Origin of the sequence: Streptomyces sp. NPDC008092 (genome assembly GCF_042957285.1) — a bacterium.
Classification (GTDB): Bacteria; Actinomycetota; Actinomycetes; order Streptomycetales; family Streptomycetaceae; genus Streptomyces.
This window is the reverse complement of the sequence record NZ_JBIBHY010000018.1, coordinates 141,851-166,614: the sequence shown is the minus strand read 5'-3', so window position 1 is coordinate 166,614 and position 24,764 is coordinate 141,851. Positions and strand designations below refer to the sequence as shown.

Genomic DNA, 24,764 nt, shown 5'->3' with positions numbered 1-24,764 from the left:
CCCGGCCAACACAGGGGGTGCCGGGGCGAAACACGCCGCGACAGCCGCATACCATCGACCAGAGAAGACGCATCTAACGAGGGGACACCGTGGACGTGAGCGGCGGCAGCGGGCAGCCCCGGTCGGACAATGCCGAACCGACACAGGCGACGACCGGCGAGAAGCCCGCACCCCCAGCCCCGCAGACACCCGAGAAACCGGAGACGACGGCGGCGCGGGAGGAACTGGAGCGGCCGGAACAGCCCGACCCGGCCCCCGAACCCCCCGAGGCCCGCACGGACCCGCCCACCGGCGCCCCCGGCACCGACGGCGGACCGGCCCCCGCACCGTCCGGCATGACCAAGGGGCAGCCGCCGCAGCGGCCCAAGGAACCCGGCGGCGGACTGCTCATGGGGCGGCCCTTCGGCGTCCCCGTGTACGTCGCCCCCAGCTGGTTCGTCGTCGCCGCCCTCATCACCTGGGTCTTCGGCGGCCAGCTCGACCGCGTCCTCCCCGAACTCGGCGCCGCCCGCTACCTCGTCTCCCTCTTCTTCGCCATCGCCTTCTACGCCTCCGTCCTGATCCACGAACTCGCCCACACGGTCGCCGCGATCCGCTTCAAACTCCCCGTCCGCCGCATCCAGCTCCAGTTCTTCGGCGGCGTCTCGGAGATCGAGAAGGAGGCGGAGACCCCCGGACGCGAGTTCGTGCTGGCCTTCGTCGGCCCGCTGCTCTCCCTCGTCCTCTCCGGCCTCTTCTACCTCGCCATGCAGCCCGTCGAGCCCGGCACCGTCCCCGGCGTCCTGCTGGCCGGCCTGATGGTCTCCAACCTCATCGTCGCCGCCTTCAACCTGCTGCCCGGCCTGCCCCTCGACGGCGGCCGGATGCTCCGCGCCGTCGTCTGGAAGATCACCGGCAAGCCCATGAGCGGCACCGTCGCCGCCGCCTGGGTCGGCCGCGCCCTCGCCGTCTCCGTCCTCATCGGCCTCCCGCTCCTCAACCACTGGGGCGCCTTCGGCGGCGGCACCGACGACAGCAGCGGCATGGACGCCGTCACCGACGCCCTGCTCGCCGCCATCCTCGCCGCGATCATCTGGACCGGCGCCGGCAACAGCCTGCGCATGGCCCGGCTCCGCGAACACCTCCCGGAACTGCGCGCCCGCACCCTCACCCGCCGCGCCGTCCCCGTCGAGACCGACACCCCGCTCTCCGAGGCCCTGCGCCGCGCCAACGCCGCCGGCGCCCGCGCCCTGGTCGTCGTCGACGCCGACGGCAACCCCCTCTCCCTCGTCCGCGAGGCCGCGATCGTCGGCGTCCCCGAACACCGCCGCCCCTGGGTCGCCGTCAGCGGCCTCGCCCAGGACCTCACCGACGGCATGCGCGTCTCCGCGGAACTCGCGGGAGAAGACCTCCTGGACGTCCTGCGCGCCACCCCGGCAACCGAATACCTGGTGGTGGAGGAGACGGGCGAGATCTACGGCGTCCTGTCAGCCGCGGACGTGGAACGCGCCTTCGTCAGGGCAATGGCAAGGCCGGCCTGAGAGCGCCCTGAGGGCAAGCGCCCCTTCAGGGGCGCGGGGAACTGCGCGACCAGCCATCCACGGCCCGCACCCGACGCACCCACCCCCGCCCCCCTGTCGGTCAGGCCGCCCGCAGGGAACCGGTAGGCTGTTCACATGTCCGAACCGACCGGTGCCGCCCGCAGGCGCGGGCCCTTCAAGGTCGGGGACCAGGTACAGCTGACCGACCCCAAGGGTCGCCACTACACGTTCACGCTCGAAGCCGGGAAGAACTTCCACACCCACAAGGGCTCCTTCCCGCACGACGAACTGATCGGCGCTCCCGAGGGCAGCGTTGTCCGCACCACCGGCAACGTCGCCTACCTCGCGCTGCGCCCCCTGCTCCCCGACTACGTCCTGTCCATGCCCCGCGGGGCAGCTGTTGTCTACCCCAAGGACGCGGGGCAGATCCTCTCCTTCGCCGACATCTTCCCCGGCGCCCGGGTCGTGGAGGCCGGCGTCGGCTCCGGCTCGCTCAGCAGCTTCCTGCTGCGCGCCATCGGCGACCAGGGCATGCTGCACAGCTACGAGCGCCGCCCGGACTTCGCCGAGATCGCCCAGCAGAACGTCGAGCGCTACTTCGGCGGCCCGCACCCGGCCTGGCAGCTCACCGTCGGCGACCTCCAGGACAACCTCTCGGACACCGACGTCGACCGGGTCATCCTCGACATGCTCGCCCCCTGGGAATGCCTGGAGGCCGTCTCCAAGGCACTCGTCCCCGGCGGCATCCTGTGCTGCTACGTCGCCACCACCACCCAGCTCGCCCGGACCGTCGAGTCCATCCGCGAGATCGGCTGCTTCAACGAGCCGACCTCCTGGGAGACGATGATCCGCAACTGGCACGTGGAAGGCCTCGCGGTCCGCCCGGACCACCGCATGATCGGCCACACCGGCTTCCTGCTCACCGCCCGCCGCCTCGCCGACGGCGTCGAGCCGCCCATGCGCCGCCGCCGCCCCGCCAAGGGCGCCTACGGCGAGGACTACGACGGCCCCAACGCCGACGGCGGCGCTCACCCGTTGACGCCCCCCCGCACAGCCCCGGCACCCCACCGGCCGCCAAAGCCCACCCCGCCGTTCCCTCCCCGCTGTGACGTGTGGCACGATGCAGGCCACCCCCCCCACCGGCACAGGCCTCACAGGAGACACTCCTAGTGCAGCAATCCGTGGTCCCGGAGCTCGCTCACACCGACACCCGCCCCATGCACTGGCTCGCCACCGCCGCAGCCGTGGCCGGTGTCGTCGCTCTGTCGTCCCTCTTCCAGCCGGGCTCGGCCAAAGCCGCCCAGCCCACCGCCGGGACCGATGCGAAGCCCACCCCCGCGGCCGCCGCGCCGCCCAGCACCACCGGCGTGGACTTCCCGCTCGACTGCGGCCCCGTGAAGGAGCTGGTCGTCAAGAAGGCCACCGGCGACCTCGACGGCGACGGCCGACCGGAGACCGTGGTGGTCGTCCACTGCGACTCGGCCATGGGCACCCCGCCCGACGCCGTCTACGTCCTCACCCAGGCCGCCGGCGCCACCGCCCCCCGCGTCGTCGCCACCCTGGTCGACCCCAAGGACCGGTACACCGTGACCGACTTCGCCGTCGCCGGCAAAGCGGTCACCGCCACCCTGCTCGGCTATTCCTCGGACAATGTGCCCAGTTGCTGCCCGGACCTGAAGTCCAGCGCCAAATGGCAGTGGAACGGCCACGCGTTCGTCCGCTCCACCCCCGCGGCCGCCCACAGCGTCTGACGGCCGCACCGGCCCGGCGGACCCGCCGCCCACGCCACGCGGAGTGGCCGGAAAGTCACTCCGCGTCCGGCCCGTACACCTCGACCCGGTCCGCGACCCGGCGCACATGGATGCACTCGCCCGGACACTCCCGCGCCGAGTCCACCACGTCCGTGAGCAGCGGCAACGGCACCGGCACGGTCGCCCCCGGCGCCTGCAGCAGCTCGTCGCCCGAGCCCTTCACATAAGCCAGACCGTCGATGTCCAGCTCGAACACCTCCGGGGCGTACTGGGCGCAGATCCCGTCACCCGTACACAGATCCTGGTCGATCCATACCTCAAGCGCCTCACCGCCGGCCAGGGCCTCCTGCTGCACGGTCATCTCTCCTGCCGTCGAAAGCGCCGGGCAGCCGGACCCGGGGGTCACCCGGTCCCGCCCCGGCGGGTGTTGAACGACTTCGACCCTACCTCCGGCCCGCAGCCGCCCGCGCACCCTCCTCACGCACCCTCCGGGCGCCCCCGAGCCCGCGCACACGGCGCGTCCCGCCGCGCGGGAAGGCGGCGCCCGGCCACCGGAGCGATCGACTTGAGCCAACCCGCGGTCCGCCCCCGCGAACACGCCCCACATCCGGCCGGTCGCTCTGTGTAAGAAATGCGCCACCGGGGCACAACCCCTGAACCGGCACTGGAGCGGACAACTCCGGTCAGTAACGAAGGGTTTTGACCACTCCAGGCCTGGAACACGCCGCTTCTGAATCGCGTTGAGTGGGTATCCACCCGGCACGAGGGAGAACGCAATGGGTGACCGACGACACACCTTGACAGTCTTTGTGATCTAGGGGTTTCAATCGACACCCACCCAGGTAGGGTCTGGAAGCGTCCAGCTCCCCTTGGAGGAGGTGAGGACCGTGGCAGCCCACGACGACGACATGAACCGCGGCATCCGCCCGGGACGAGGGTCCGACGACCCGTCCGAGCAGATCGCCTATCTTGAGCAGGAGATCGCCGTCCTGCGACGCAAGCTCGCCGACTCTCCGCGACACACGAGGATTCTCGAAGAGCGGATCGTCGAGCTGCAGACGAACCTGGCCGGCGTGTCCGCCCAGAACGAACGACTCGCGAACACCCTCCGCGAGGCCCGCGACCAGATCGTGGCCCTCAAGGAAGAGGTCGACCGACTCGCACAGCCGCCGGCCGGCTTCGGTGTCTTCCTCACGGCGAACGAGGACGGCACCGCCGACATCTTCACCGGCGGCCGCAAACTGCGGGTGAACGTCAGCCCAAGCGTCGACCTGGACGACCTCAGGCGCGGCCAGGAAGTCATGCTCAACGAAGCGCTCAACGTGGTCGAGGCCATGGAGTACGAGCGCGTCGGCGACATCGTCACCCTCAAGGAGATCCTTGAGGACGGCGAGCGGGCCCTCGTGCTGGGCCACACCGACGAGGAGCGCGTGGTACGGCTCGCCGAGCCGCTGCTGGACGTGAACATCCGGCCCGGTGACGCCCTGCTGCTCGAACCCCGCTCCGGCTACGTCTACGAGATCGTCCCGAAGAGCGAGGTCGAGGAACTCGTCCTCGAAGAGGTCCCCGACATCGGCTACGAGCAGATCGGCGGCCTCGGCGGCCAGATCGAGGCCATCCGCGACGCGGTCGAGCTGCCGTACCTCTACCCGGACCTCTTCAAGGAGCACGAACTGCGCCCCCCCAAGGGCGTCCTGCTCTACGGACCCCCCGGATGCGGCAAGACGCTCATCGCCAAGGCCGTCGCCAACTCGCTGGCCAAGAAGGTCGCCGAGGTCACCGGCCAGGCCGCCGGCAAGAGCTTCTTCCTCAACATCAAGGGCCCCGAGCTCCTGAACAAGTACGTCGGCGAGACCGAGCGGCAGATCCGCCTCGTCTTCCAGCGTGCGAGGGAGAAGGCCAGCGAGGGCACCCCCGTCATCGTCTTCTTCGACGAGATGGAATCCCTGTTCCGCACCCGCGGCTCCGGCGTCAGCTCGGACGTGGAGAACACCATCGTCCCCCAGCTGCTCGCCGAGATCGACGGCGTCGAAGGCCTCCAGAACGTGGTCGTCATCGGCGCCTCCAACCGCGAGGACATGATCGACCCCGCCATCCTGCGCCCCGGCCGCCTCGACGTGAAGATCAAGATCGAGCGCCCGGACGCCGAAGCGGCCAAGGACATCTTCGGCAAGTACCTCACCGAACGCCTCCCGCTGCACGCCGACGACCTCGGCGAGCACGGCGGCAGCAAGTCGGTCACGGTCGAAAGCATGATCCAGACGGCCGTGGAACACATGTACGCCGAATCCGAGGAAAACCGCTTCCTGGAAGTCACCTACGCCAACGGCGACAAGGAAGTCCTCTACTTCAAGGACTTCAACTCCGGCGCGATGATCGAGAACATCGTCGGCCGCGCCAAGAAAATGGCGATCAAGGACTTCCTCGACCACAACTCCAAGGGTCTCCGCGTCTCCCACCTGCTCCAGGCCTGCGTGGACGAGTTCAAGGAGAACGAGGACCTGCCCAACACCACCAACCCCGACGACTGGGCCCGGATCTCCGGAAAGAAGGGCGAACGGATCGTGTACATCCGTACCCTCATCACCGGAAAGCAGGGCGCGGACACCGGACGCTCCATCGACACGGTGGCGAACACCGGACAGTACCTGTAAAACACAGGGCGGCTGCGGGTGCCCTCACCGGGTACCCGCAGCCGACTGTTTTTCCGGCCAAAACCGGAACCGAGGCGAGCAAGGCAATGACGCAAATGATCTCCCCACCAGCGCAGAGGCGTTCTAGGCTCTTTCCTACCGCCGAGTCGCGCAGTGCGGGGACGGGCACCGCACACGCACCGGAGCGCCAGCGGTACGCGAGCGCAGCCCACGACCGAGGGCTCCGCCGGGCAAGGAGGGCCGCATGACCGTACGGCGAGTAATGGGCATCGAGACGGAGTACGGAATCTCCGTCCCCGGCCACCCCAACGCCAATGCCATGCTCACCTCGTCCCAGATCGTCAACGCCTACGCGGCGGCGATGCACCGGGCCCGCCGGGCCCGCTGGGACTTCGAGGAGGAGAACCCGCTGCGGGACGCCCGGGGCTTCGACCTCGCACGCGAGGCCGCCGACGCCAGCCAGCTCACCGACGAGGACATCGGCCTCGCCAACGTGATCCTCACCAACGGCGCACGCCTCTACGTCGACCACGCGCACCCCGAATACAGCGCCCCCGAGGTCACCAACCCCCGCGACGCCGTCCTCTGGGACAAGGCCGGCGAACGCATCATGGCCGAGGCCGCCGAACGAGCCGCCGCACTCCCCGGCGCCCAGCCCATCCACCTCTACAAGAACAACACCGACAACAAGGGCGCCTCCTACGGCACGCACGAGAACTACCTGATGAAGCGGGAAACCCCCTTCTCCGACATCGTGCGCCACCTCACCCCCTTCTTCGTCTCCCGCCAGGTCGTCACCGGCGCCGGCCGCGTCGGCATCGGCCAGGACGGCCACGAACACGGCTTCCAGCTCAGCCAGCGCGCCGACTACTTCGAGGTCGAGGTCGGCCTGGAGACCACCCTCAAGCGCCCGATCATCAACACCCGTGACGAGCCGCACGCGGACGCGGAGAAGTACCGCCGCCTGCACGTGATCATCGGCGACGCGAACCTCTCGGAGATCTCCACGTACCTGAAACTGGGTACGACGGCTCTCGTGCTCTCGATGATCGAGGACGGCTTCATCGCCGTCGACCTCGCCGTCGACCAGCCCGTACGCACCCTCCACCAGGTCTCCCACGACCCCAGCCTCAAGCGCCTCGTCACCCTCCGCAGCGGACGCACACTCACTGCCGTCCAGCTCCAGATGGAGTACTACGAGCTCTCGCGCAAATACGTGGAGGAGCGCTACGGCGCCGACGCCGACGACCAGACCAAGGACGTCCTCGCCCGCTGGGAGGACACCCTCAACCGCCTGGAACGTGACCCCATGAGCCTCTCCGGGGAACTCGACTGGGTCGCCAAGCTGGAACTCATGGAGGGCTACCGGCGCCGCGACGGCCTCGACTGGGACGCCGCCAAGCTGCACCTCCTCGACCTCCAGTACGCCGACGTACGGGCCGAGAAGGGCCTCTACAACCGCCTCGCGGCCCGCGGGCGCATGAAGCGGCTCCTGGACGAGGCCGACGTGGAGCGGGCCCGCACCAGCCCGCCCGAGGACACCCGGGCCTACTTCCGCGGCCGCTGCCTGGAGCAGTACGCCGACGACGTCGCCGCGGCCAGCTGGGACTCGGTCATCTTCGACCTCCCGGGCCGCGACAGCCTCCAGCGCGTCCCAACCCTGGAACCGCTACGCGGAACGCGAAATCACGTCAAGGCGCTCCTGGACCGCTGCCGCACCGCAGAAGACCTGGTCAGGGTCCTCTCCGGCGGCTGAACGGGCACCCGGACCGCACCGGGCGACCGGGGTCAAAACCCCGGCGCCCGGGAATCATCGAGGTGGCCCCCGTACGTTGGAGAAACTGCGGGGCCGATGTCGGACCCGGCTTGTAGGGTCTGATCATCACCGATCGGCAGGAAGCCGACCTGTCGACCCATGTCGGGCGAACTGAGCGGGGTGAAGGTTATGGCAACCAAGGACACCGGCGGCGGACAGCAGAAGGCCACGCGCACCACGGAGGAGACCGAGGAGCAGGCGGCCGAGTCGCAGGCATCGGAGGACCTCAAGGAGCGGCACGAGAAGCTGAGCGACGACGTCGACTCGGTTCTTGACGAAATTGACGATGTACTCGAGGAGAATGCCGAGGATTTCGTGCGCTCCTTCGTGCAGAAAGGTGGGGAGTAGAGGCGGATTGGCCGCTTTGCCTTCGTATTGAAGGTGACGGGGGGAGAGGGTGGCTGAGGAGCCGAACGCGAAGCAATGCCGCAAGTGCGGGCGGGACCTGCCTCTTGCGGCATTCGCTCGGGACAGGAATCGGCAGGACGGCCTCCAGGTGCACTGTCGGGAGTGCGTGGCGGAGTACAGCGCCGCGCACTACCGGCGCCGCCGGGAGGCCATCGGGCGGCCTGTGCGGGAGAAGGTGGATGTCCCTGCCGGGTACAAACTCTGCCGCAGCTGCGGAGAGGCAAAGCCGCACAGTGAGTGGCACCGGAACGCCACAGCCTCAGACGGCCTGTCCACGAGCTGCAAGGCCTGCCGTGCGGTCAAGAGCCGTGCGGATCACCTCAAGCGCAACTACAACCTCACCGAAGCCGAGCGCGACGCGATGATCGCCGCGCAGTACGGACTCTGCGCGATCTGTCTAGATGCCCCGCCCGTTCATGTGGATCACTGCCACAAGACGGGTAGGGTCCGAGGCGTACTGTGCTTCAACTGCAATTCGGCCATCGGCAAATTGAGGGACAAGCCCGACGCCGCTCGCCGTGCCGCTGCTTACCTGGAAGGAAACTTGTGGAAGCCAACACTCGTAGCACCGGGCGTCTACCGGCTGCCTTCCTGACGCCGGGCTCCTCTTCGTTCATGGACTTTCTCGCCGATCACCAGCCGGAGATGCTGCCCGGCAAGCGGCAGTTGCCGCCCACGCAGGGCGTGATCGAGGCGCCGCACGGGACGACGATCGTGGCGGTGACCTTCCCCGGCGGCGTCGTGCTCGCCGGTGACCGCCGGGCCACCATGGGCAATGTGATCGCTCAGCGGGACATCGAGAAAGTGTTCCCGACCGACGAGTACTCGGCCGTCGGCATCGCCGGCACCGCCGGTCTCGCCGTGGAGATGGTGAAGCTCTTCCAGCTGGAGCTGGAGCACTTCGAGAAGGTCGAGGGCGCCCAGCTGTCGCTGGAGGGCAAGGCGAACCGGCTGTCGACGATGATCCGGTCCAACCTCGGCATGGCCATGCAGGGGCTGGCGGTCGTGCCGCTGTTCGCCGGGTTCGACGTGGACCGGGCCAAGGGACGGATCTTCTCGTACGACGTCACGGGTGGCCGTTCCGAGGAGCACAACTTCTCGGCGACGGGCTCCGGCTCGATCTTCGCGCGCGGCGCGATGAAGAAGCTGTTCCGTGACGACCTGACCAAGGAGCAGGCGACCACACTGGTGGTGCAGGCTCTGTACGACGCGGCCGACGACGACTCGGCGACCGGTGGTCCCGATGTCGCCCGCCGGATCTACCCGATCATCACCGTGATCACCGAGGACGGGTTCCGCCGTCTCACCGACGACGAGTCCGCCGAGCTCGCCCGTGCGGTGCTGGCGCGCCGCCTGGAGGAGCCGGACGGTCCGCGCGCGGCGCTGCTCTAGCGTGCCGGCGTTCTTATCAAGGTGATCCCAGTGACTTCGACGGAACCCTAAGGAAGGGGACGGATACCGGTGTCGACGCCGTTCTATGTCTCACCTCAGCAGGCCATGGCGGACCGTGCCGAGTACGCCCGCAAGGGCATCGCGCGCGGCCGCAGCCTGGTCGTGCTCCAGTACGCCGACGGCATCGTGTTCGTCGGTGAGAACCCGTCCCGTGCGCTGCACAAGTTCAGCGAGATCTACGACCGGATCGGTTTCGCGGCCGCCGGCAAGTACAACGAGTACGAGAACCTGCGGATCGGCGGTGTGCGCTATGCCGACCTGCGTGGTTACACCTATGACCGTGACGATGTGACGGCGCGTGGTCTGGCGAACGTGTACGCGCAGACGCTGGGCACGATCTTCTCGTCGGCGGCGGAGAAGCCGTACGAGGTGGAGCTGGTCGTCGCGGAGGTGGGGGAGACTCCGGAGGGTGACCAGATCTACCGGTTGCCGCATGACGGTTCGATCGTGGACGAGCACGGTTCGGTGGCGGTCGGTGGCAGTGCCGAGCAGATCAGTACGTATCTGGATCGTGAGCACCGGGAGGGTATGACCCTTGCGGAGGCTCTGAAGCTGGCTGTGACGGCGTTGTCGCGGGAGTCGAACGGTACGCAGCGGGAGATTCCGGCGGAACGGCTTGAGGTTGCGGTGCTGGACCGCACGCGTCCGCAGCAGCGCAAGTTCAAGCGGATCGTCGGTCCGCAGTTGTCTCGGTTGCTGGAGTCGGACGGTGCGGCGACGGCTGCGGAGGCGGAGGAGGCCGAGGAGTCCGGCGGGGACGTCGAGTAGCCCTGTTTGTGCTTCACCCGCTCAGCGCCCCGCCCGGGAGTTTTCCGGGCGGGGCGCGGGCGTTTTGGGTGGTGGGTGGTCACGACGGCCGTGGGGGCGCTGTGGAGCCCCGTACGACCAGTTCCACGGGGATGTCTCCGTGTTCGGGTTCGCGGCCGTCCAGGACGGCGAGGAGGGCTTGCATGCCGCGTTCGCCGAAGAGTTCCGCGTCGAGGCGGACGGTGGTGAGTTCGGGGTCGATGGCGGTGGCGAGGGCGAGGTCGTCGAGGCCGGTGACGGAGATGTCGTCGGGGATGCGCAGGCCGTGGCGGCGGAGGGCCTTGTAGGCGCCGGCGGCGAGTTTGTCGTCGTCGCAGACGAGGGCGGTGGGGCGGGGGCCGGGGGTGGTGAGGGCGGCTTCGGTGGCGGCCTGGGCGCCTTCGATGGAGATCGGGGCGTGGATGGTGCGTACCGAGGTGCCGGGGACGTGTGCCGTGCGGGTGGCGAGTTCCCGGGCGCGTGCTTCGAAGGTCCAGGAGGCGATGTCGGCGGCCAGGTGGAGGAAGTGGCGGTGGCCGAGGCCGAGCAGGTGGTCGGTGACCTGGCGTACGCCGTCGGCGATGTCGAGGTTGACGGTGGCGGCGCCGAGGCTGCCGTCGGGGTCGCTGTCGAGCATGACGAGGGGGAGCTGGTCGCCGCGGATGGCGGTGAGGGCGTCGGCGGCCATGGAGGAGGCGATGACGCCGTCGAGGGCGGCCTGGGCGGAGGCGAAGGGGTCGCGGGCGGGGCCGATGCCTTCGGGGGAGGGGTAGAGGAGGACGCCGAAGCCGTGGGTGGAGGCGACGCGGGCGGCTCCGGTGTAGACGCCTGCGAAGAACTCGGTGGTGAGGGCGGGGACGACGAGGAGGACGGTGCGGGTGCGGCCGAGGCGGAGGTTGCGGGCGGCGAGGTTGGGGCGGTAGCCGAGGTCGCGGGCGGCTTCCCGGACGCGTTGGGCGGTGGCTTCGGAGACGCGGCCGCGCCATTTGTCGCCGAGCACGAGCGACACGGCTGCCTGGGAGACGCCGGCTGCCTGGGCGACGTCGCGGCTCGTGGGGCGCGTGCTGCTGGGTGGCACCGGGGGTGGGCTCCTTCGGCTGGACGTGTGAACAGCGCACATGGTACGTATGGGAGACGGGGTTATACGTAAAACGTGGAGGTGGGACATGGCCGCGGGGTACCTGGAGATCCTCAGGGCGAGGCACGCGGCCCGGCTGCTGACGGGGACCCTGGTGGGCCGGCTGCCGAACGCGACCGCGGCGCTCGCGATCGTGCTGTTCGTGCGGGCGGAGGGCGGCACGTACAGCCTCGCGGGGGTGCTCGCGGCGGTGTACGGCGTGGCCAACGCGGTGGGTCAGCCGGTGCTGGGGCGGCTGGTCGACCTGTGCGGGCAGCCGCGGGTCCAGTTTCCCGCGGCGCTGGCGTCGGCCGGTGCGATGGCCGTCTTCGCCTTCGCGGGTACCGGGTCGCTGCCGGTCGCGTATGCGGCCGTGGCGGCGGCCGGGCTGTTCACGCCGCCGCTGGAGGGCGGTCTGCGTGCCCTGTGGCCGAGTGTCCTCGGGCCGGGGGACCGGGTGCACACGGCGTATGCGATGGACGCGGTGGCGCAGGAAGTCATGTTCACCGTGGGGCCGTTGCTGGTGACGTTGTGCGTGTCGCTGTGGTCGGCGCAGGCGGCGTTGCTGGTGGTGAACGTGGTGGGGGTGTTCGGGGCGCTGTCGGTGGTGGTGTCGCCGCCGTCGCGGGCGTGGCGTTCGGCGCCGCGCGAGGCGCACTGGCTGGGGGCGCTGCGGTCGTCGGGGCTGGTGGCGCTGCTGGCGGCGTTCCTGTTCGTCGGGATCGCGCTGGGTTCCATCACGGTGGCGTCGGTGCCGTACGCGGACGGGCATGGCGGTGACGTGGTGTACGGCTGGATGATGGCGGCGCTGGGGCTGGGTGCGCTGCTGGGGGGCAGTGTGTACGGGGCGCGGCAGTGGGCGGGGGAGCCGGCGCGGCGACTGCGGGTCCTGGTGGCTCTTCTGGCGGTGTGTTATCTGCCGCTGATGCTGATGCCCGATGCGTTGGCCATGGTGTTGCTCACAGTGCTTGCCGGGGTGTTCCTGGCGCCGGCGATCGCGTGTGCGTTCGTGCTGGTGGACCGGCATGCGCCGAGCGGGACGGTCACCGAGGCGTTCTCCTGGCTTGTGACGACGTTCACAGTGGGGGCGTCGGTGGGAACGGGCCTGGCGGGTCCGGTGGTCGAGGCGGGCGGGGCCCTGTGGGGGTTCGCCGTGCCGGGTGCGGCGGGGGGTGTGTCGTTGCTGGTCCTGGCGGTCACGGGGCGGGTCCTCGCAGCTCCCGGTGGGGGTGCGGTGGTTGCGGCCGGTTCGGAAAATGATCCAAATCGTGCTGTCGAACCCCGTTTCAGCTCAGGGGATCGGGCGTAATGTTCAGTCATGGACCGCCGCATTTTCGGGCTGGAGAACGAGTACGGCGTCACGTGCACGTTCAGGGGACAGCGCCGCCTGTCGCCTGACGAGGTGGCGCGGTACCTCTTCCGCCGTGTCGTGTCATGGGGCCGTAGCAGCAATGTCTTTCTGCGGAACGGCGCCCGGCTCTATCTCGACGTGGGCTCACATCCGGAATACGCGACACCCGAGTGTGACAATGTGACCGAACTGGTCACCCACGACAAGGCCGGCGAGCGCATTCTCGAAGGGCTGTTGGTGGACGCCGAACGACGCCTGCATGAGGAAGGAATCGCGGGCGACGTCTACCTTTTCAAGAACAACACGGACTCGGCGGGCAACTCCTATGGTTGCCACGAGAACTATCTGGTGGCGCGGCACGGGGAGTTCTCCCGGCTCGCGGACATCCTCATTCCGTTCCTGGTGACCCGGCAGCTGCTGTGCGGCGCCGGGAAGGTGCTGCAGACGCCGCGCGGTGCGGTGTACTGCGTGAGCCAGCGGGCGGAGCACATCTGGGAGGGCGTCTCCTCGGCGACGACGCGTTCCCGGCCCATCATCAACACGCGCGACGAGCCGCACGCGGACGCGGAGCGCTACCGCCGGCTGCACGTCATCGTCGGCGACTCGAACATGTCCGAGACGACCATGCTGCTCAAGGTCGGCGCCACCGACCTGGTGCTGCGCATGATCGAGGCGGGCACGGTGATGCGGGACCTGACCCTGGAGAACCCGATCCGGGCGATCCGCGAGGTCAGCCACGACATCACGGGCCGGCGCAAGGTGCGCCTGGCCAGCGGCCGGGAGGCCTCGGCGCTCGAGGTGCAGCGGGAGTACTACGAGAAGGCCGTGGACTTCTGCGAGCGCCGCGGTATCCGCACCGGCACGGTCGAGCAGGTGCTGGAGCTGTGGGGCCGGACGCTGGACTCGATCGAGGCCGAGGACCTGGACCGGATCGGCACCGAGATCGACTGGGTGATGAAGTACCAGCTCATCGAGCGGTACCGGGCCAAGCACAACATGACCATGTCCCATCCGCGCGTGGCGCAGATAGACCTCGCCTATCACGACATTCACCGTCGTCGGGGTCTGTATTACCTGCTGGAGAAGAAGGGGCAAGCCGCGCGGATCTGCAATGACTTGAAGATCTTCGAGGGCAAGTCGGTACCGCCGCAGACGACTCGGGCGCGGTTGCGCGGTGACTTCATCCGGCGGGCCCAGGAGCAGCGCCGGGACTTCACGGTCGACTGGGTGCATCTGAAGCTCAACGACCAGGCGCAGCGCACGGTGTTGTGCAAGGACCCGTTCCGTTCGGTCGACGACCGGGTGGAGAAGCTCATCGCCGGTATGTGAGAGATCGGCACAGAACGCCACACGGGCGCCGTACGTTTTCCGTACGGCGCCCTTCTCACGTCGTAGAGTTGCGCGCACGCCATCCGCAAGATCGACCGATTACGAGGCTCTTCCGTGCGCCGACGCTCTCTTCTCCTTGCCGCTGTTCCCGCGGGACTGGTCACGCTCGCCGGGTGCGGTGACAAGTCGTCCTCCTCCAGCAAGGCGAGTGCCTCGCCGTCGGCCTCCGCCTCGGTGCCGCCGCCGAAGATCGTGGACGGGCCGCTGCCGGCGATCACGGCGGGCACGAAGTTCGACGAGAAGCCGACGGTGGCCAAGGGCAGCGGGGACCCGTCGAAGAACCTGGCGGTCAAGACGGTGATCGCGGGCAGCGGGAAGACGGTCGCGGAGAACGACTTCATCCAGGCCAACTACCTGGGGCAGATCTGGTCCTCGGCGAAGGTCTTCGACCAGTCCTACGACCGTACGCCGCTGCTGATGCAGCTCGCCGCGGGCAGCATCATCGACGGCTGGCGGTACGGGCTGGCCGGGAGGAAGGCCGGCAGCCGGGTGCTGATGGCGGTGCCGCCGACCTGGGGGTACGGCAGCGCGGGGAACTCGCAGGCGGGGATCAAGGGCACGGACACGCTGGTGTTCGTGGTGGACATCCTGAACGCGTTCAACTCGACGAGCTCCAGCACGGGCAAGGAGGTCGCGCAGAGCGACGCCGCGCTCCCGAAGATCGGCACGAACACGGACGGCAAGGCCCCCTCGATCGAGATCCCGAAGGTGGACCCGCCGAAGACGCTGGTGTCGAACTACGTGCTGGAGGGCGACGGCGCCCAGGTGCAGTCGGCGCAGACCGTCCTGTGCCAGTTCAAGGGCGAGGTCTGGGACAGCGGCAAGGTCTTCGAGCAGACGTACGAGAGCGGGCGGCTCGCCCAGTTCTCGATCGAGCAGATGCAGGGCGTCCTCAAGGGGCTGGCGCAGGGGATCACCGGCAAGAAGGTGGGCAGCCGGATCGTGGTCGTCACGCCGCCGGACCTGGCCTACGGGAACAACCCGCCGAGCGGTGGTGTGGTGAAGAAGGGTTCGACGCTGGTGTTCACGGTGGACATTCTTGCGGCGATGTAGTCGCGCGGGCGCGACCCCGGCGGGGATGAAAGACTGTCCCGGTTCCGTGTCGTACACAAGCAGGAGCCGAAGACGTGAGCATCGACAAGCCCGAGATCGACTTTCCCGAGGGCGAGGCCCCGGCCGACCTGGAGATCAAGGACATCTGGGAGGGCGAGGGCGAGGTGGCCCAGGCGGGCCAGACCGTCACCGTGCACTACGTGGGCGTCGCGTTCAGCACCGGCGAGGAGTTCGACGCCAGCTGGAACCGGGGCGCGCCGTTCCGTTTCCCGCTGGGCGGTGGCCGGGTCATCAAGGGCTGGGACAAGGGCGTGCAGGGCATGAAGGTCGGCGGCCGCCGTCAGCTGACCATCCCGGCCCACCTCGCCTACGGCGACCAGAGCCCGACGCCGGCGATCAAGCCCGGCGAGACGCTGATCTTCGTCGTGGACCTGATCGCGGTCTGATCCCGTACCCGGCCGGCGCCCCCGGGCGCCGGCCGGTCCTGGTCGGAAACCGGCTGGAAGAGGGCCCGTGCCGTGTGCGCGGGCCCTCGGCGTTTGTCAAGCCGTGTCCGTTCCGGTGCCCGTTGTCCGTACTCGCTTTTGCCGTGACACTCCGGAGCGGTACGGTCATCGGTCAGGAGCACCATAGGGAAGGCGAAGGGCGTCGATGGCCATTGCCAAGGCCGAGCGGCTGATGAACCTGGCGCTGTGCCTGCTGGGGACGCGACGGCCGCTCAGCAAGCGCGAGCTGCGGGAATCCATTGAGGCCTACCTGGAAGCCGGCAGCGACGACTCCTTCAGCCGGATGTTCGAGCGGGACAAGGACGACCTCCGCGAACTCGGACTGGTGATCGAGACCGTCGAGAACCTGGACGGCGAGGTCGGCTACCTCGCCCGCCGCGACAGCAACCGCCTGCCGCCCATCACCCTGGACGCCGAGGAGGCCGCCGCCCTCGGTCTCGCCGCCAAGGTCTGGCAGCAGGCCCGGCTCGCCGGCGCCGCCAGCGGTGCCCTGCAGAAGCTGCGCGCCGCCGGCCTCCCCGAGGACGTCGACCCGTACGAGGCCCACGGCGCCCTGGAGCCGCGGATCCCCGTCCACGAGGCCGCCTTCGAGCCGCTGATGCTGGCCTGCAGGGACCGCCGCCCGGTCGTCTTCGACTACCGCAAGGCCACCGCCGCCCACCCGGAGACCCGGAACGTGGAGCCCTGGGCCCTGGAGTGCTGGCGCGGCCACTGGTACCTGGCCGGCTGGGACCGCGACCGGGGCGCCGAGCGGGTGTTCCGGCTGTCCCGGATCACCGGGAAGGTCCGCTCCCGGGGCACGCCCTTCACCGCGCCGGTCCCGGACGTCGTCACCGTCCGCGAGACCGTGGCGAGCTGGGCCGGGGAGATCGCGGACCGCTCCGCGCTGATCCGGCTGCGGTCCGGCGCCGGCTACCCCCTTCGGGCGAAGGCCACCGCGGTGCGGGAACTCGGTGACGGGTGGGACGAGTTGGAGATTCCGTACGGGCACGGGCTGGACGCCTGGCTGGTGGAGTTCGGGCCGGACGTGGTGGTCCTGGAACCGGCCGAGCTGCGGGCGGACGTAGTGGACCGGCTGCGTGCCGTGGCCAAGGACTGATGGGGGAGCGGAGCAAGGCAGTGGCAGGCAAACCGGTCAGGCCCGTGAACGCCATCGACCAGACCCGGCGGATGCTCTCCCTGGTGACCTACCTGCGCGAGCGCCCCGGCGCCCGGATCGCGGACGTGGCGCGCGCCTTCGGCATCACCGAGGACGAGCTGGTCTCCGACCTGGACGTGCTGCCCATGTGCGGCACCAGCTTCCGGGGCGGCGACCTGCTGGACATCGACACCGACGGCGAGCGCATCTGGTGGCACAACGCCGCCGCGCTCGGCGAGGAGGCCGCCGAACCGCTCCGGCTCGCCGCCGACGAGGCGACCGCGCTGCTGGTCGCCGCCCGCGCGGTGGCCACCCTGCCCGGGCTGCGCGAGGGCGACCGGCAGGCGCTGCTGCGGGCCACCGCCAAGGTGGAGACCGCGGCCGGCGAGGCGGGCGACGCCAGCGCCCGGCTCTCGGTGACCTTCGAGTCCGAGGGCGGGGTCTTCGCCGACGTCGACCGGGCGATCGCCGAGCGCCGCCGGCTGTGGATCCGCTACTACTCACCGGCCCGCGACGAGGTCACCGAGCGCGAGATCGACCCCATCCGCCTGGTCAGCGTCGGCCACACCTACGTGGAGGCCTGGTGCCGGCGCTCCGAGGCCCGGCGTACCTTCCGCCTCGACCGGGTGGCCGAGATCAAGATCCTCGACGAGCCGTCGGCTCCCCCCGAGATCGAGCTGCGCGACCTGTCCGAGGCCCTGGTGCAGCCGGCCGCCGAGGACCCCGAGGTGGTCGTCGAGGTCGGCCCGGCCGGCCGCTGGGTCGCCGAGTACTACCCGCACGACAGCGCGGATGAGCTTCCCGACGGCGGGCTGCGTATTACCCTGCGCACCCCCGATCCGGCCTCCCTGCGCCGGCTGGCGCTCAGGCTCGGCGGCGACGGCCGGATCGTGTCACCGCCCGAGCTGGCCGACAGCGCCCGCCGGGCGGCCCGTGACGCACTGGCGGCGTACGACCACGTCGGGTACGGCGACGAGGACGATGAGGAAGGGCATGAGTGAGCCGCAGGAGCGCGCGCTCCGAAGGCGAACGACCAAGAAGGAGGGGCAGCGGCTTTGAACGAGTCTTCGGTGGTTCTGGACGAGTCTTCGGGTTCCGGCGGCGCGGGTGTCGCGCGGGAGATGACGGTCGCGGCCGCCTTCGCCGGGATGAGACGCGTCGTCCCCGTGGTGTTCAGAGCGGGCTGCCCGGACTGCCGGGGCAGTTTCGAGCTCACCGCGAGCGCCCTGCGCCTGGCCATCGGGGCCACCAGCAAGACGACGTTCTACTCGTTCACCTGCCCCGACTGCGGGGCCGCCGTCCGCAAGCCCGCGGGCGAGCGGATCGTCGAACTGCTCACCGGCGGCGGGGTCAGGACACTGCGGCTGCACCCCACCGTCTAGGCTCGGCCCCATGTTCTGGGCGATGGTCGCGGTAGCTGTGGGTTTCGTGGGTCTCGCCGTGCTCGGCGTGCTCGCCGTCCGGGTCTTCCTGGAGGCGCGCCGGCTGGGCGCGCAGGTCGCGGACTCGGCCCGGCGCATCAACCGGGCCGCGGAGGACCTGGAGCGGGCGGCCGGGAGCGCCGCCCGCACTGTGGACGCACTGTGACTCCCGCTGTGCGAGCGGTGTGAGTACTGGGCCGTAAGCGGTTTGCGTCACTTCGCCCTGTCACGGTGCCCGCTGGGAAAGGTACGCTGCTGCAGCGGCACGGAGAACGAGGCCCGTTCCGCGGACCGGGAGTACGCACGGGGATTGCCTCACGTTTACCCCTGAGCGTTACGATCGCTGAGAGCACGATCAATCGGACGCATGTCCGACGGATCGGACAGCATCCCACCCAGCCGCCTCGGTGAGAAGGTAAAGACTTATGTTCGGAAGGCTCGGCGCCCCCGAGATCATTCTCATCCTCGTCGTCGTCATCCTGCTGTTCGGCGCGAAGAAGCTTCCCGACATGGCGCGCTCGCTCGGCAAGTCCGCTCGCATCCTCAAGAGCGAGGCCAAGGCGATGAAGGAAGACGGCAACACCACCACCTCCGCCCAGGCGCCCGCTTCCGGCGAGCAGTCCCAGGCGCAGCGCACCATCCAGGCGGCCCCCGGCGACGTGACCAGCGCCCGCCCGGTCAACGAGCCGTCGGACTCCACCCAGCGCTGACGCAAGGCCGGAAGCCCCCGGCCTGCCGCACGAGATGAGGACGTGGGTTGCCAAAGTCTGCCCGCAATCAGGAGAAGGATCCCGAGGGGCGGATGCCTCTCGCGGATCACCTTCGTGAGCTCCGCAACCGGCTCGCGAAGGCGATGCTGGCCATCATCGTCATCACGGTGGTCGCCGCCTTCTTCTACAACAACATCATCGACTTTCTCACCAAGCCGATCCTCGACTCGGTCGGTTGCCACCACACCTTCTCGGAGATGAACACGACGAAGGGTGACGAGCAGTGCGCGCAGATCACCATCAACGGTCTGCTCGCGCCCTTCACCCTCGCCCTCCAGGTCTCCCTGATGGCAGGCGTGGTGTTCGCCTCGCCGGTCTGGCTGTACCAGCTGTGGGCGTTCGTCGCCCCCGGTCTGCACCGGCACGAGAAGAAGTACGCCTACGCGTTCGTCGGCACCGGCGTGCCGCTCTTCTTCGGCGGCGCCTACTTCGCGTACCGGGTCCTGCCGACCACCGCGAAGGTGCTCATCGGCTTCACCCCGCACGGGGTGAGCAACCTGCTGCCGCTCGACGACCTGCTGCAACTGGTCACCCGCATGGTGATCGTCTTCGGTCTCTCCTTCGAGCTGCCGCTGCTCCTGGTGTTCCTCAATCTCACCGGAATCATCACCGGCAGGCGCATGCTCGGCTGGTGGCGGGCGATGATCCTCGGCATCACGATCTTCGCGGCCGTGGCCACCCCGAGCACCGACCCGCTCTCCATGCTGGCGCTCGCCGGACCGATCTGGGTGCTGTACTTCGCCGCGGTCGCGTTCTCCCTCCTCAACGACCGGCGCAGGCGCCGCCGCGACGACGACGGCCTCGACGACGACGAGGCCTCCGACCTCGACCTCACCCCCGATGACATCGGCGAGATCGAGACCGTCTCCGCCAGCCGCGCGCTGCCCGAGGGCCCGGACCGGGTCAACGGATACGACGACGTGACCTGACAGGGCGACCACAGCCACGAAGAGGTGCCCGCGTCCCATGACGCGGGCACCTCTTCGTTGTCCGTTGTCCCATGTTCCGGATAATGATCGTCCTGTTGTCAGTGGGGACCGGTACGCTCGAAAGCACGATGACAGAGGACCTCTCACCGGCCGAGCGGTATGCGGCGGCCCGCAAGCGGGCCGCCGAGCAGGCCACCGCGCTCGCGTCCTTCCGCGAGATGTACGACTTCGGCCTCGACCCCTTCCAGATCGAGGCCTGCCAGGCACTCGAATCCGGAAAGGGTGTACTGGTGGCCGCCCCCACCGGCTCCGGCAAGACGATCGTGGGCGAGTTCGCCGTCCACCTCGCCCTCATGCAGGGCAAGAAGTGCTTCTACACGACACCCATCAAGGCACTGTCGAACCAGAAGTACGCCGACCTCTGCCGCCGCTACGGCGACGGCATGGTCGGCCTGCTCACCGGTGACAACAGCATCAACCCGGACGCCGCCGTGGTCGTCATGACCACCGAGGTCCTGCGGAACATGCTGTACGCGGGCTCCCAGACCCTCATCGGCCTCGGCTACGTGGTCATGGACGAGGTCCACTACCTCTCCGACCGCTTCCGCGGCGCCGTCTGGGAAGAGGTGATCATCCACCTCCCGGAGTCGGTGACCCTGGTCTCCCTGTCGGCCACCGTCTCCAACGCCGAGGAGTTCGGCGACTGGCTCGACACCGTCCGCGGCGACACCGAGGTCATCGTCTCCGAGCACCGGCCCGTCCCGCTGTTCCAGCACGTCCTCGCCGGACGCCGGATGTACGACCTGTTCGAGGAGGGCGAGGGCCACAAGAAGGCCGTCAACCCCGACCTCGCCCGGCTGGCCCGCATGGAGGCACAGCGTCCGTCGTACCAGGACCGCAGACGCGGCCGTGCCATGCGCGAGGCCGACCGGGAGCGGGAGCGCCGGCAGCGGTCCCGGGTGTGGACGCCGGGCCGCCCCGAGGTCATCGAACGGCTCGACAACGAGGGCCTGCTGCCCGCCATCACCTTCATCTTCAGCCGTGCCGCCTGCGAGGCCGCCGTCCAGCAGTGCCTGTACGCCGGCCTCAGGCTCAACGACGACGAGGCACGGGACAAGGTGCGTGCCCTCGTCGAGGAGCGCACCTCGTCGATCCCGCCGGAGGACCTGCACGTCCTCGGCTACTACGAGTGGCTGGAGGGCCTGGAACGCGGCATCGCCGCCCACCACGCCGGCATGCTCCCGACCTTCAAGGAGGTCGTCGAGGAGCTGTTCGTACGCGGCCTGGTGAAGGCCGTGTTCGCCACCGAGACCCTCGCGCTCGGCATCAACATGCCCGCCCGCTCGGTCGTGCTGGAGAAGCTCGTCAAGTGGAACGGCGAGCAGCACGCCGACATCACCCCGGGCGAGTACACCCAGCTGACCGGCCGTGCGGGCCGCCGCGGCATCGACGTCGAGGGCCACGCGGTGGTGCTCTGGCAGCGCGGCATGAGCCCCGAGCACCTCGCCGGGCTCGCCGGCACCCGCACGTATCCGCTGCGGTCCAGCTTCAAGCCGTCGTACAACATGGCGGTCAACCTGGTCGAGCAGTTCGGGCGGCACCGCTCCCGCGAGCTGCTGGAGACGTCGTTCGCCCAGTTCCAGGCCGACAAGTCGGTCGTCGGGATCTCCCGCCAGGTGCAGCGCAACGAGGAAGGGCTCGCCGGCTACAAGGAGTCCATGACCTGCCACCTCGGCGACTTCGAGGAGTACGCGCGGCTGCGGCGGGAGCTGAAGGACCGGGAGACCGAACTGGCCCGGCAGGGCATGGCCGAGCGGCGCGCCGAGGCGGCCGTCGCCCTGGAGAAGCTCAAGCCGGGCGACGTCATCCACGTGCCGACCGGGAAGTACGCCGGGCTCGCGCTGGTCCTCGACCCCGGGCTGCCCGCCGGGCGGTCCAACGGCCACCGCGGCTTCGAACAGCACGACGGGCCGCGGCCGTTGGTGCTGACGGCCGAGCGGCAGGTCAAGCGGCTCGCCTCCATCGACTTCCCGGTGCCGGTCGAGGCACTGGAGCGGATGCGGATCCCCAAGTCGTTCAACCCCCGCTCCCCGCAGTCCCGTCGGGACCTCGCCTCCGCGCTGCGCACCAAGGCCGGGCACATCCCGCCGGAGCGGGCCCGCAAGAAGCGCTCGCAGGCGGCCGACGACCGCGAGATCGCGCGGCTGCGCACCGCGATCCGGGCGCACCCCTGCCACGGCTGCAACGACCGCGAGGACCACGCCCGTTGGGCCGAGCGCTACCACCGGCTGATCCGGGACACCTCGCAGCTGGAGCGGCGCATCGAGGGGCGGACCAACACCATCGCCCGGACCTTCGACCGGATCGTGGCGCTGCTCACCGAGCTGGACTACCTGCGCGGTGACGAGGTCACCGAACACGGCAAGCGGCTGGCGCGGCTGTACGGCGAACTCGACCTGCTCGCCAGCGAATGCCTGCGGGCCGGCGTCTGGGAGGGCCTCGGCCCCGCCGAACTCGCCGCCTGCGTCTCGGCGCTGGTGTACGAGGCCCGGGTCGGCGACGACGCCATGGCGCCCAAGGTTCCCTCCGGCAACGCCAAGGCCGCGCTCGGCGAGATGGTCCGGATCTGGGGGCGCCTCGACGCCCTTGAGGAGGACTTCCGGATCAACCAGACCGAGGGCGTCGGACAGCGCGAACCGGACCTCGGCTTCGCCTGGGCCGTCTACATGTGGGCCACGGGAATGGGCCTGGACGAGGTGCTGCGGGAGGCGGAGATGCCCGCGGGTGACTTCGTCCGGTGGTGCAAGCAGGTCATCGACGTGCTGGGGCAGATCTCGGCGGCTTCTCCTGCGGAGGGCTCGACCGTCGGGAAGGCTGCGCGGAAGGCGGTTGATCTGGTGCTGCGGGGAGTGGTGGCCTACTCGTCGGTGGGGTGACCGGTGCGTCGGCGGGTGCGGGTGGGTTGTGGCTGGTCGCGCAGTTCCTCCCCCAGCCTTCGGCCGGGGGTACCCCCAGCGCCCCTGAAGGGGCGCTTGTCCTAGGCCTCTGCCAAAAAGGCTCGCCAGCCTCCGTGGTGGGTGATGTCCTCGGCGTCTGTCAGCGCGCTCGGTTCGCACAGGAAGCCGGGGACGCTGGTGCCGTCGGCCAGTTCCACGCTGCCCAATGCCATCGGGTGGGGGAGTGCGGCGAGCAGGCGGCCGAGGCCCTCGGGCGGCAGGCTCCACACCTCCGCCTCGATCGCCGCCCCGCCCTCGTCCACACGGACCAGGCCCGGCTTCGGCGGGGTCGTCGGCAGTGCGTAGAAGCGGTATGCCGGTGCCGTCGTGGTGGTGCGTTCGAGTACCGCTCCCAGTGCCAGGAGCTGCGGGTTCAGCGGCTGGCCGGTGAGATGGGCGCCCAGCACCGCGAGGCTCGCCCGCGGCTCCAGGGCGCGTGCGATCGTCGCCAGGCGGGTGTCCGTGAACGCCGGGCCGATCAGCATCACGCCGAACGGCAGGCCGTTCACCTCGCCCGCCGGTACTGCCACGGCCGCCAGGTCGAAGAGGTTCGTGGAGTTGGTGAAACGGCCCAGGCGGGCGTTGGCGCCCAGCGGGTCGGCCGCCACCTCCGCGAGGGTGGGGTGGCCCGGGGTGGTGGGGAGCAGCAGGGCGTCCGCGTCGGCGAGTTCGGCCAGGGCGCGGGTGCGCAGGTCCGCCAGGCGGTCCTGGTCGGTGAAGAGCCGGTGGGCCGGGATGTCGCGGGCCCGGGTGATGATCCCGGCGACGGTGGGGTCGAGGCCCTCGCCGCCGGACGAGATCACCTTGTCCACGAAGGCACCCACCGCCGTGTAGCGCTCGGCCACGAACGCGCCCTCGTAGAGCATCGCGGCGGCCTCGGTGAAGGGGGTCAGGTCGAGGGGGCGGATCGAGGCGCCCGCGGCCCTCAGGTGCTCCACCGCCTCCTCGTAGGCCGCCGCCCAGCCCGCGTCCAGCTCGCCGAGCTGCGCGAGCGGCGGGACCGCGATACGCCAGGGGCCCGGGGCCCGCTGGGGGAGCGGCGGGAGCGTGCGGTCCGGTGGGGCCGCCAGGTACGACAGCGCCTGCTCCGCCTCCGGGAGGGTGCGGGCGAACACCGTCACGCAGTCGATGGACGCGCAGGCCGGGACGACACCGGCCGTCGGGACCAGGCCGCGGGTCGGTTTGAGGCCGACGATGCCGTTGAAGGCGGCCGGGACCCGGCCCGAGCCCGCGGTGTCCGTGCCCAGGGCGAGGTCGACGATGCCGAGGGCCACGGCGACGGCCGAGCCGGAGCTGGAGCCGCCGCTGATCCGGGCGGGGTCGATCGCGTTGCGGACCGCGCCGTGCGGGGAGCGGGTGCCGACCAGGCCGGTCGCGAACTGGTCGAGGTTGGTGGTGCCGAGGACGAGTGCGCCGGCCGCGCGCAGCCGGGCCACCACCGGGGCGTCGGCCTCCGGTTCGTAGGCGTACGCCGGGCAGCCCGCGGTCGTGGGCAGGCCGTGCACGTCGATGTTGCCCTTGGCGGCGAACAGGCGGCCGGCGAGGGGGAGGTGCTCCCCCGCGGCCACCCGCTCGTCGACGGTGCGGGCCTCCGCCTCGGCCTCCTGCTGCGGGCGCAGGTCGATCCAGATCTCGGGGCGGTCGACCGCTTCGATGCGCGCGTACGCGGCACGGACACGGGAGACGGTGCTGGACATGTGCTTGCTC

General features: G+C 70.0%; 22 protein-coding genes and 1 pseudogene. 20 read left to right on the top strand and 3 right to left on the bottom strand.

Features of this window, described 5'->3' with window-relative positions:
• Window positions 1–89 precede the first annotated feature (89 nt).
• The 3 genes and pseudogenes from ACFZB3_RS42535 (at window position 90) to ACFZB3_RS42525 (ending at window position 3,271) form a co-directional block, all read left to right on the top strand.
• A complete protein-coding gene (locus tag ACFZB3_RS42535) occupies window positions 90–1,520 on the top strand; it encodes a site-2 protease family protein (RefSeq protein ID WP_391387160.1) in 1,431 nt (476 codons plus the stop codon).
• Window positions 1,521–1,655: 135 nt separating this feature from the next.
• Window positions 1,656–2,549 (top strand): annotated as a pseudogene (locus ACFZB3_RS42530) (tRNA (adenine-N1)-methyltransferase); the annotation flags it as partial.
• A 140-nt stretch (window positions 2,550–2,689) separates the two neighbouring features.
• Window positions 2,690–3,271, top strand: a complete 582-nt coding sequence (locus tag ACFZB3_RS42525) for a hypothetical protein (protein WP_391387157.1) — start codon at window positions 2,690–2,692, stop codon at window positions 3,269–3,271.
• Window positions 3,272–3,326: 55 nt separating this feature from the next.
• On the opposite strand, the gene ACFZB3_RS42520 is transcribed toward ACFZB3_RS42525, so the two are convergent.
• Entirely contained in the window at window positions 3,327–3,632 is a 306-nt protein-coding gene (locus ACFZB3_RS42520) for a ferredoxin (protein ID WP_391387154.1), read from the bottom strand.
• Window positions 3,633–4,158: 526 nt separating this feature from the next.
• Here ACFZB3_RS42520 and arc point away from each other — a divergent pair.
• The 6 genes from arc to prcA all read left to right on the top strand — a co-directional run bounded on the left by arc (window position 4,159) and on the right by prcA (window position 10,369).
• A complete protein-coding gene (gene arc / locus ACFZB3_RS42515; RefSeq protein ID WP_391387151.1) occupies window positions 4,159–5,925 on the top strand; it encodes a proteasome ATPase in 1,767 nt (588 codons plus the stop codon).
• Window positions 5,926–6,169: 244 nt separating this feature from the next.
• On the top strand, window positions 6,170–7,681 hold the full coding sequence (gene dop / locus ACFZB3_RS42510; protein ID WP_391387148.1) for a depupylase/deamidase Dop: 1,512 nt from the start codon (window positions 6,170–6,172) through the stop codon (window positions 7,679–7,681).
• A gap of 189 nt (window positions 7,682–7,870) precedes the next feature.
• Complete coding sequence (locus tag ACFZB3_RS42505) at window positions 7,871–8,089, top strand: ubiquitin-like protein Pup (protein WP_391387145.1); 219 nt, start codon at window positions 7,871–7,873, stop codon at window positions 8,087–8,089.
• Between the two features lie 49 nt (window positions 8,090–8,138).
• Window positions 8,139–8,744 carry an endonuclease domain-containing protein gene (locus ACFZB3_RS42500; protein WP_391387141.1) on the top strand — a complete coding sequence of 202 codons (606 nt, stop codon included), beginning with the start codon at window positions 8,139–8,141 and terminating at the stop codon, window positions 8,742–8,744.
• On the top strand, window positions 8,696–9,541 hold the full coding sequence (prcB, locus tag ACFZB3_RS42495) for a proteasome subunit beta (RefSeq protein WP_391387138.1): 846 nt from the start codon (window positions 8,696–8,698) through the stop codon (window positions 9,539–9,541). The genes ACFZB3_RS42500 and prcB overlap by 49 nt, the downstream gene beginning before the upstream one ends.
• 69 nt (window positions 9,542–9,610) lie before the next feature.
• Window positions 9,611–10,369: a proteasome subunit alpha gene (gene prcA / locus ACFZB3_RS42490; protein WP_391387135.1), complete on the top strand. Its 759-nt coding sequence runs from the start codon at window positions 9,611–9,613 to the stop codon at window positions 10,367–10,369.
• Window positions 10,370–10,448: 79 nt separating this feature from the next.
• Here prcA and ACFZB3_RS42485 read toward each other — a convergent pair whose 3' ends face one another.
• Complete coding sequence (locus ACFZB3_RS42485; protein WP_391387132.1) at window positions 10,449–11,507, bottom strand: substrate-binding domain-containing protein; 1,059 nt, start codon at window positions 11,505–11,507, stop codon at window positions 10,449–10,451.
• A 46-nt stretch (window positions 11,508–11,553) separates the two neighbouring features.
• On the opposite strand from ACFZB3_RS42485, the gene ACFZB3_RS42480 reads away from it, so the two are divergent.
• The 11 genes from ACFZB3_RS42480 (at window position 11,554) to ACFZB3_RS42430 (ending at window position 22,997) form a co-directional block, all read left to right on the top strand.
• Entirely contained in the window at window positions 11,554–12,813 is a 1,260-nt protein-coding gene (locus tag ACFZB3_RS42480; RefSeq protein ID WP_391387129.1) for an MFS transporter, read from the top strand.
• Between the two features lie 9 nt (window positions 12,814–12,822).
• Window positions 12,823–14,184 (top strand): Pup--protein ligase, encoded by a 1,362-nt coding sequence (pafA, locus tag ACFZB3_RS42475; RefSeq protein WP_147997031.1) that lies wholly within the window; start codon window positions 12,823–12,825, stop codon window positions 14,182–14,184.
• 114 nt (window positions 14,185–14,298) lie between these two features.
• Window positions 14,299–15,297 (top strand): FKBP-type peptidyl-prolyl cis-trans isomerase, encoded by a 999-nt coding sequence (locus tag ACFZB3_RS42470; protein WP_391387126.1) that lies wholly within the window; start codon window positions 14,299–14,301, stop codon window positions 15,295–15,297.
• A gap of 74 nt (window positions 15,298–15,371) precedes the next feature.
• Complete coding sequence (locus tag ACFZB3_RS42465) at window positions 15,372–15,743, top strand: FKBP-type peptidyl-prolyl cis-trans isomerase (RefSeq protein ID WP_391387123.1); 372 nt, start codon at window positions 15,372–15,374, stop codon at window positions 15,741–15,743.
• A gap of 205 nt (window positions 15,744–15,948) precedes the next feature.
• Window positions 15,949–16,902, top strand: a complete 954-nt coding sequence (locus ACFZB3_RS42460; RefSeq protein WP_391387119.1) for a WYL domain-containing protein — start codon at window positions 15,949–15,951, stop codon at window positions 16,900–16,902.
• 20 nt (window positions 16,903–16,922) lie between these two features.
• A complete protein-coding gene (locus tag ACFZB3_RS42455) occupies window positions 16,923–17,942 on the top strand; it encodes a WYL domain-containing protein (RefSeq protein WP_391387116.1) in 1,020 nt (339 codons plus the stop codon).
• A gap of 120 nt (window positions 17,943–18,062) precedes the next feature.
• On the top strand, window positions 18,063–18,323 hold the full coding sequence (locus ACFZB3_RS42450; protein WP_351490293.1) for a hypothetical protein: 261 nt from the start codon (window positions 18,063–18,065) through the stop codon (window positions 18,321–18,323).
• 10 nt (window positions 18,324–18,333) lie between these two features.
• Entirely contained in the window at window positions 18,334–18,528 is a 195-nt protein-coding gene (locus tag ACFZB3_RS42445) for a hypothetical protein (protein ID WP_391387115.1), read from the top strand.
• Between the two features lie 259 nt (window positions 18,529–18,787).
• Window positions 18,788–19,072, top strand: coding sequence for a Sec-independent protein translocase subunit TatA (tatA, locus tag ACFZB3_RS42440; RefSeq protein WP_352365046.1), 285 nt, complete (start codon window positions 18,788–18,790; stop codon window positions 19,070–19,072).
• A 47-nt stretch (window positions 19,073–19,119) separates the two neighbouring features.
• Window positions 19,120–20,061: a twin-arginine translocase subunit TatC gene (gene tatC / locus ACFZB3_RS42435; protein ID WP_391387113.1), complete on the top strand. Its 942-nt coding sequence runs from the start codon at window positions 19,120–19,122 to the stop codon at window positions 20,059–20,061.
• 83 nt (window positions 20,062–20,144) lie between these two features.
• Window positions 20,145–22,997: a DEAD/DEAH box helicase gene (locus tag ACFZB3_RS42430; protein ID WP_391387110.1), complete on the top strand. Its 2,853-nt coding sequence runs from the start codon at window positions 20,145–20,147 to the stop codon at window positions 22,995–22,997.
• Window positions 22,998–23,098: 101 nt separating this feature from the next.
• Here the strand turns inward: ACFZB3_RS42430 and atzF are convergent, their stop codons facing one another.
• The gene (atzF, locus tag ACFZB3_RS42425; RefSeq protein ID WP_391387107.1) at window positions 23,099–24,754 is read right to left on the bottom strand and encodes an allophanate hydrolase; all 1,656 of its coding nucleotides are present in this window, start codon (window positions 24,752–24,754) and stop codon (window positions 23,099–23,101) included.
• Window positions 24,755–24,764 lie beyond the last annotated feature (10 nt).

Bases quoted from the DNA above. Each gene is read 5' to 3' on its own strand.
- ACFZB3_RS42480 (WP_391387129.1), top strand. From the start codon at position 11,554: ATGGCCGCGGGGTACCTGGAGATCCTCAGGGCGAGGCACGCGGCCCGG.
- pafA (WP_147997031.1), top strand. From the start codon at position 12,823: ATGGACCGCCGCATTTTCGGGCTGGAGAACGAGTACGGCGTCACGTGC.
- ACFZB3_RS42505 (WP_391387145.1), top strand. From the start codon at position 7,871: ATGGCAACCAAGGACACCGGCGGCGGACAGCAGAAGGCCACGCGCACC.
- ACFZB3_RS42450 (WP_351490293.1), top strand. From the start codon at position 18,063: ATGACGGTCGCGGCCGCCTTCGCCGGGATGAGACGCGTCGTCCCCGTG.
- ACFZB3_RS42520 (WP_391387154.1), bottom strand. From the start codon at position 3,632: ATGACCGTGCAGCAGGAGGCCCTGGCCGGCGGTGAGGCGCTTGAGGTA.
- ACFZB3_RS42460 (WP_391387119.1), top strand. From the start codon at position 15,949: ATGGCCATTGCCAAGGCCGAGCGGCTGATGAACCTGGCGCTGTGCCTG.
- ACFZB3_RS42485 (WP_391387132.1), bottom strand. From the start codon at position 11,507: ATGTGCGCTGTTCACACGTCCAGCCGAAGGAGCCCACCCCCGGTGCCA.
- tatA (WP_352365046.1), top strand. From the start codon at position 18,788: ATGTTCGGAAGGCTCGGCGCCCCCGAGATCATTCTCATCCTCGTCGTC.
- atzF (WP_391387107.1), bottom strand. From the start codon at position 24,754: ATGTCCAGCACCGTCTCCCGTGTCCGTGCCGCGTACGCGCGCATCGAA.
- ACFZB3_RS42430 (WP_391387110.1), top strand. From the start codon at position 20,145: ATGATCGTCCTGTTGTCAGTGGGGACCGGTACGCTCGAAAGCACGATG.
- ACFZB3_RS42445 (WP_391387115.1), top strand. From the start codon at position 18,334: ATGTTCTGGGCGATGGTCGCGGTAGCTGTGGGTTTCGTGGGTCTCGCC.
- dop (WP_391387148.1), top strand. From the start codon at position 6,170: ATGACCGTACGGCGAGTAATGGGCATCGAGACGGAGTACGGAATCTCC.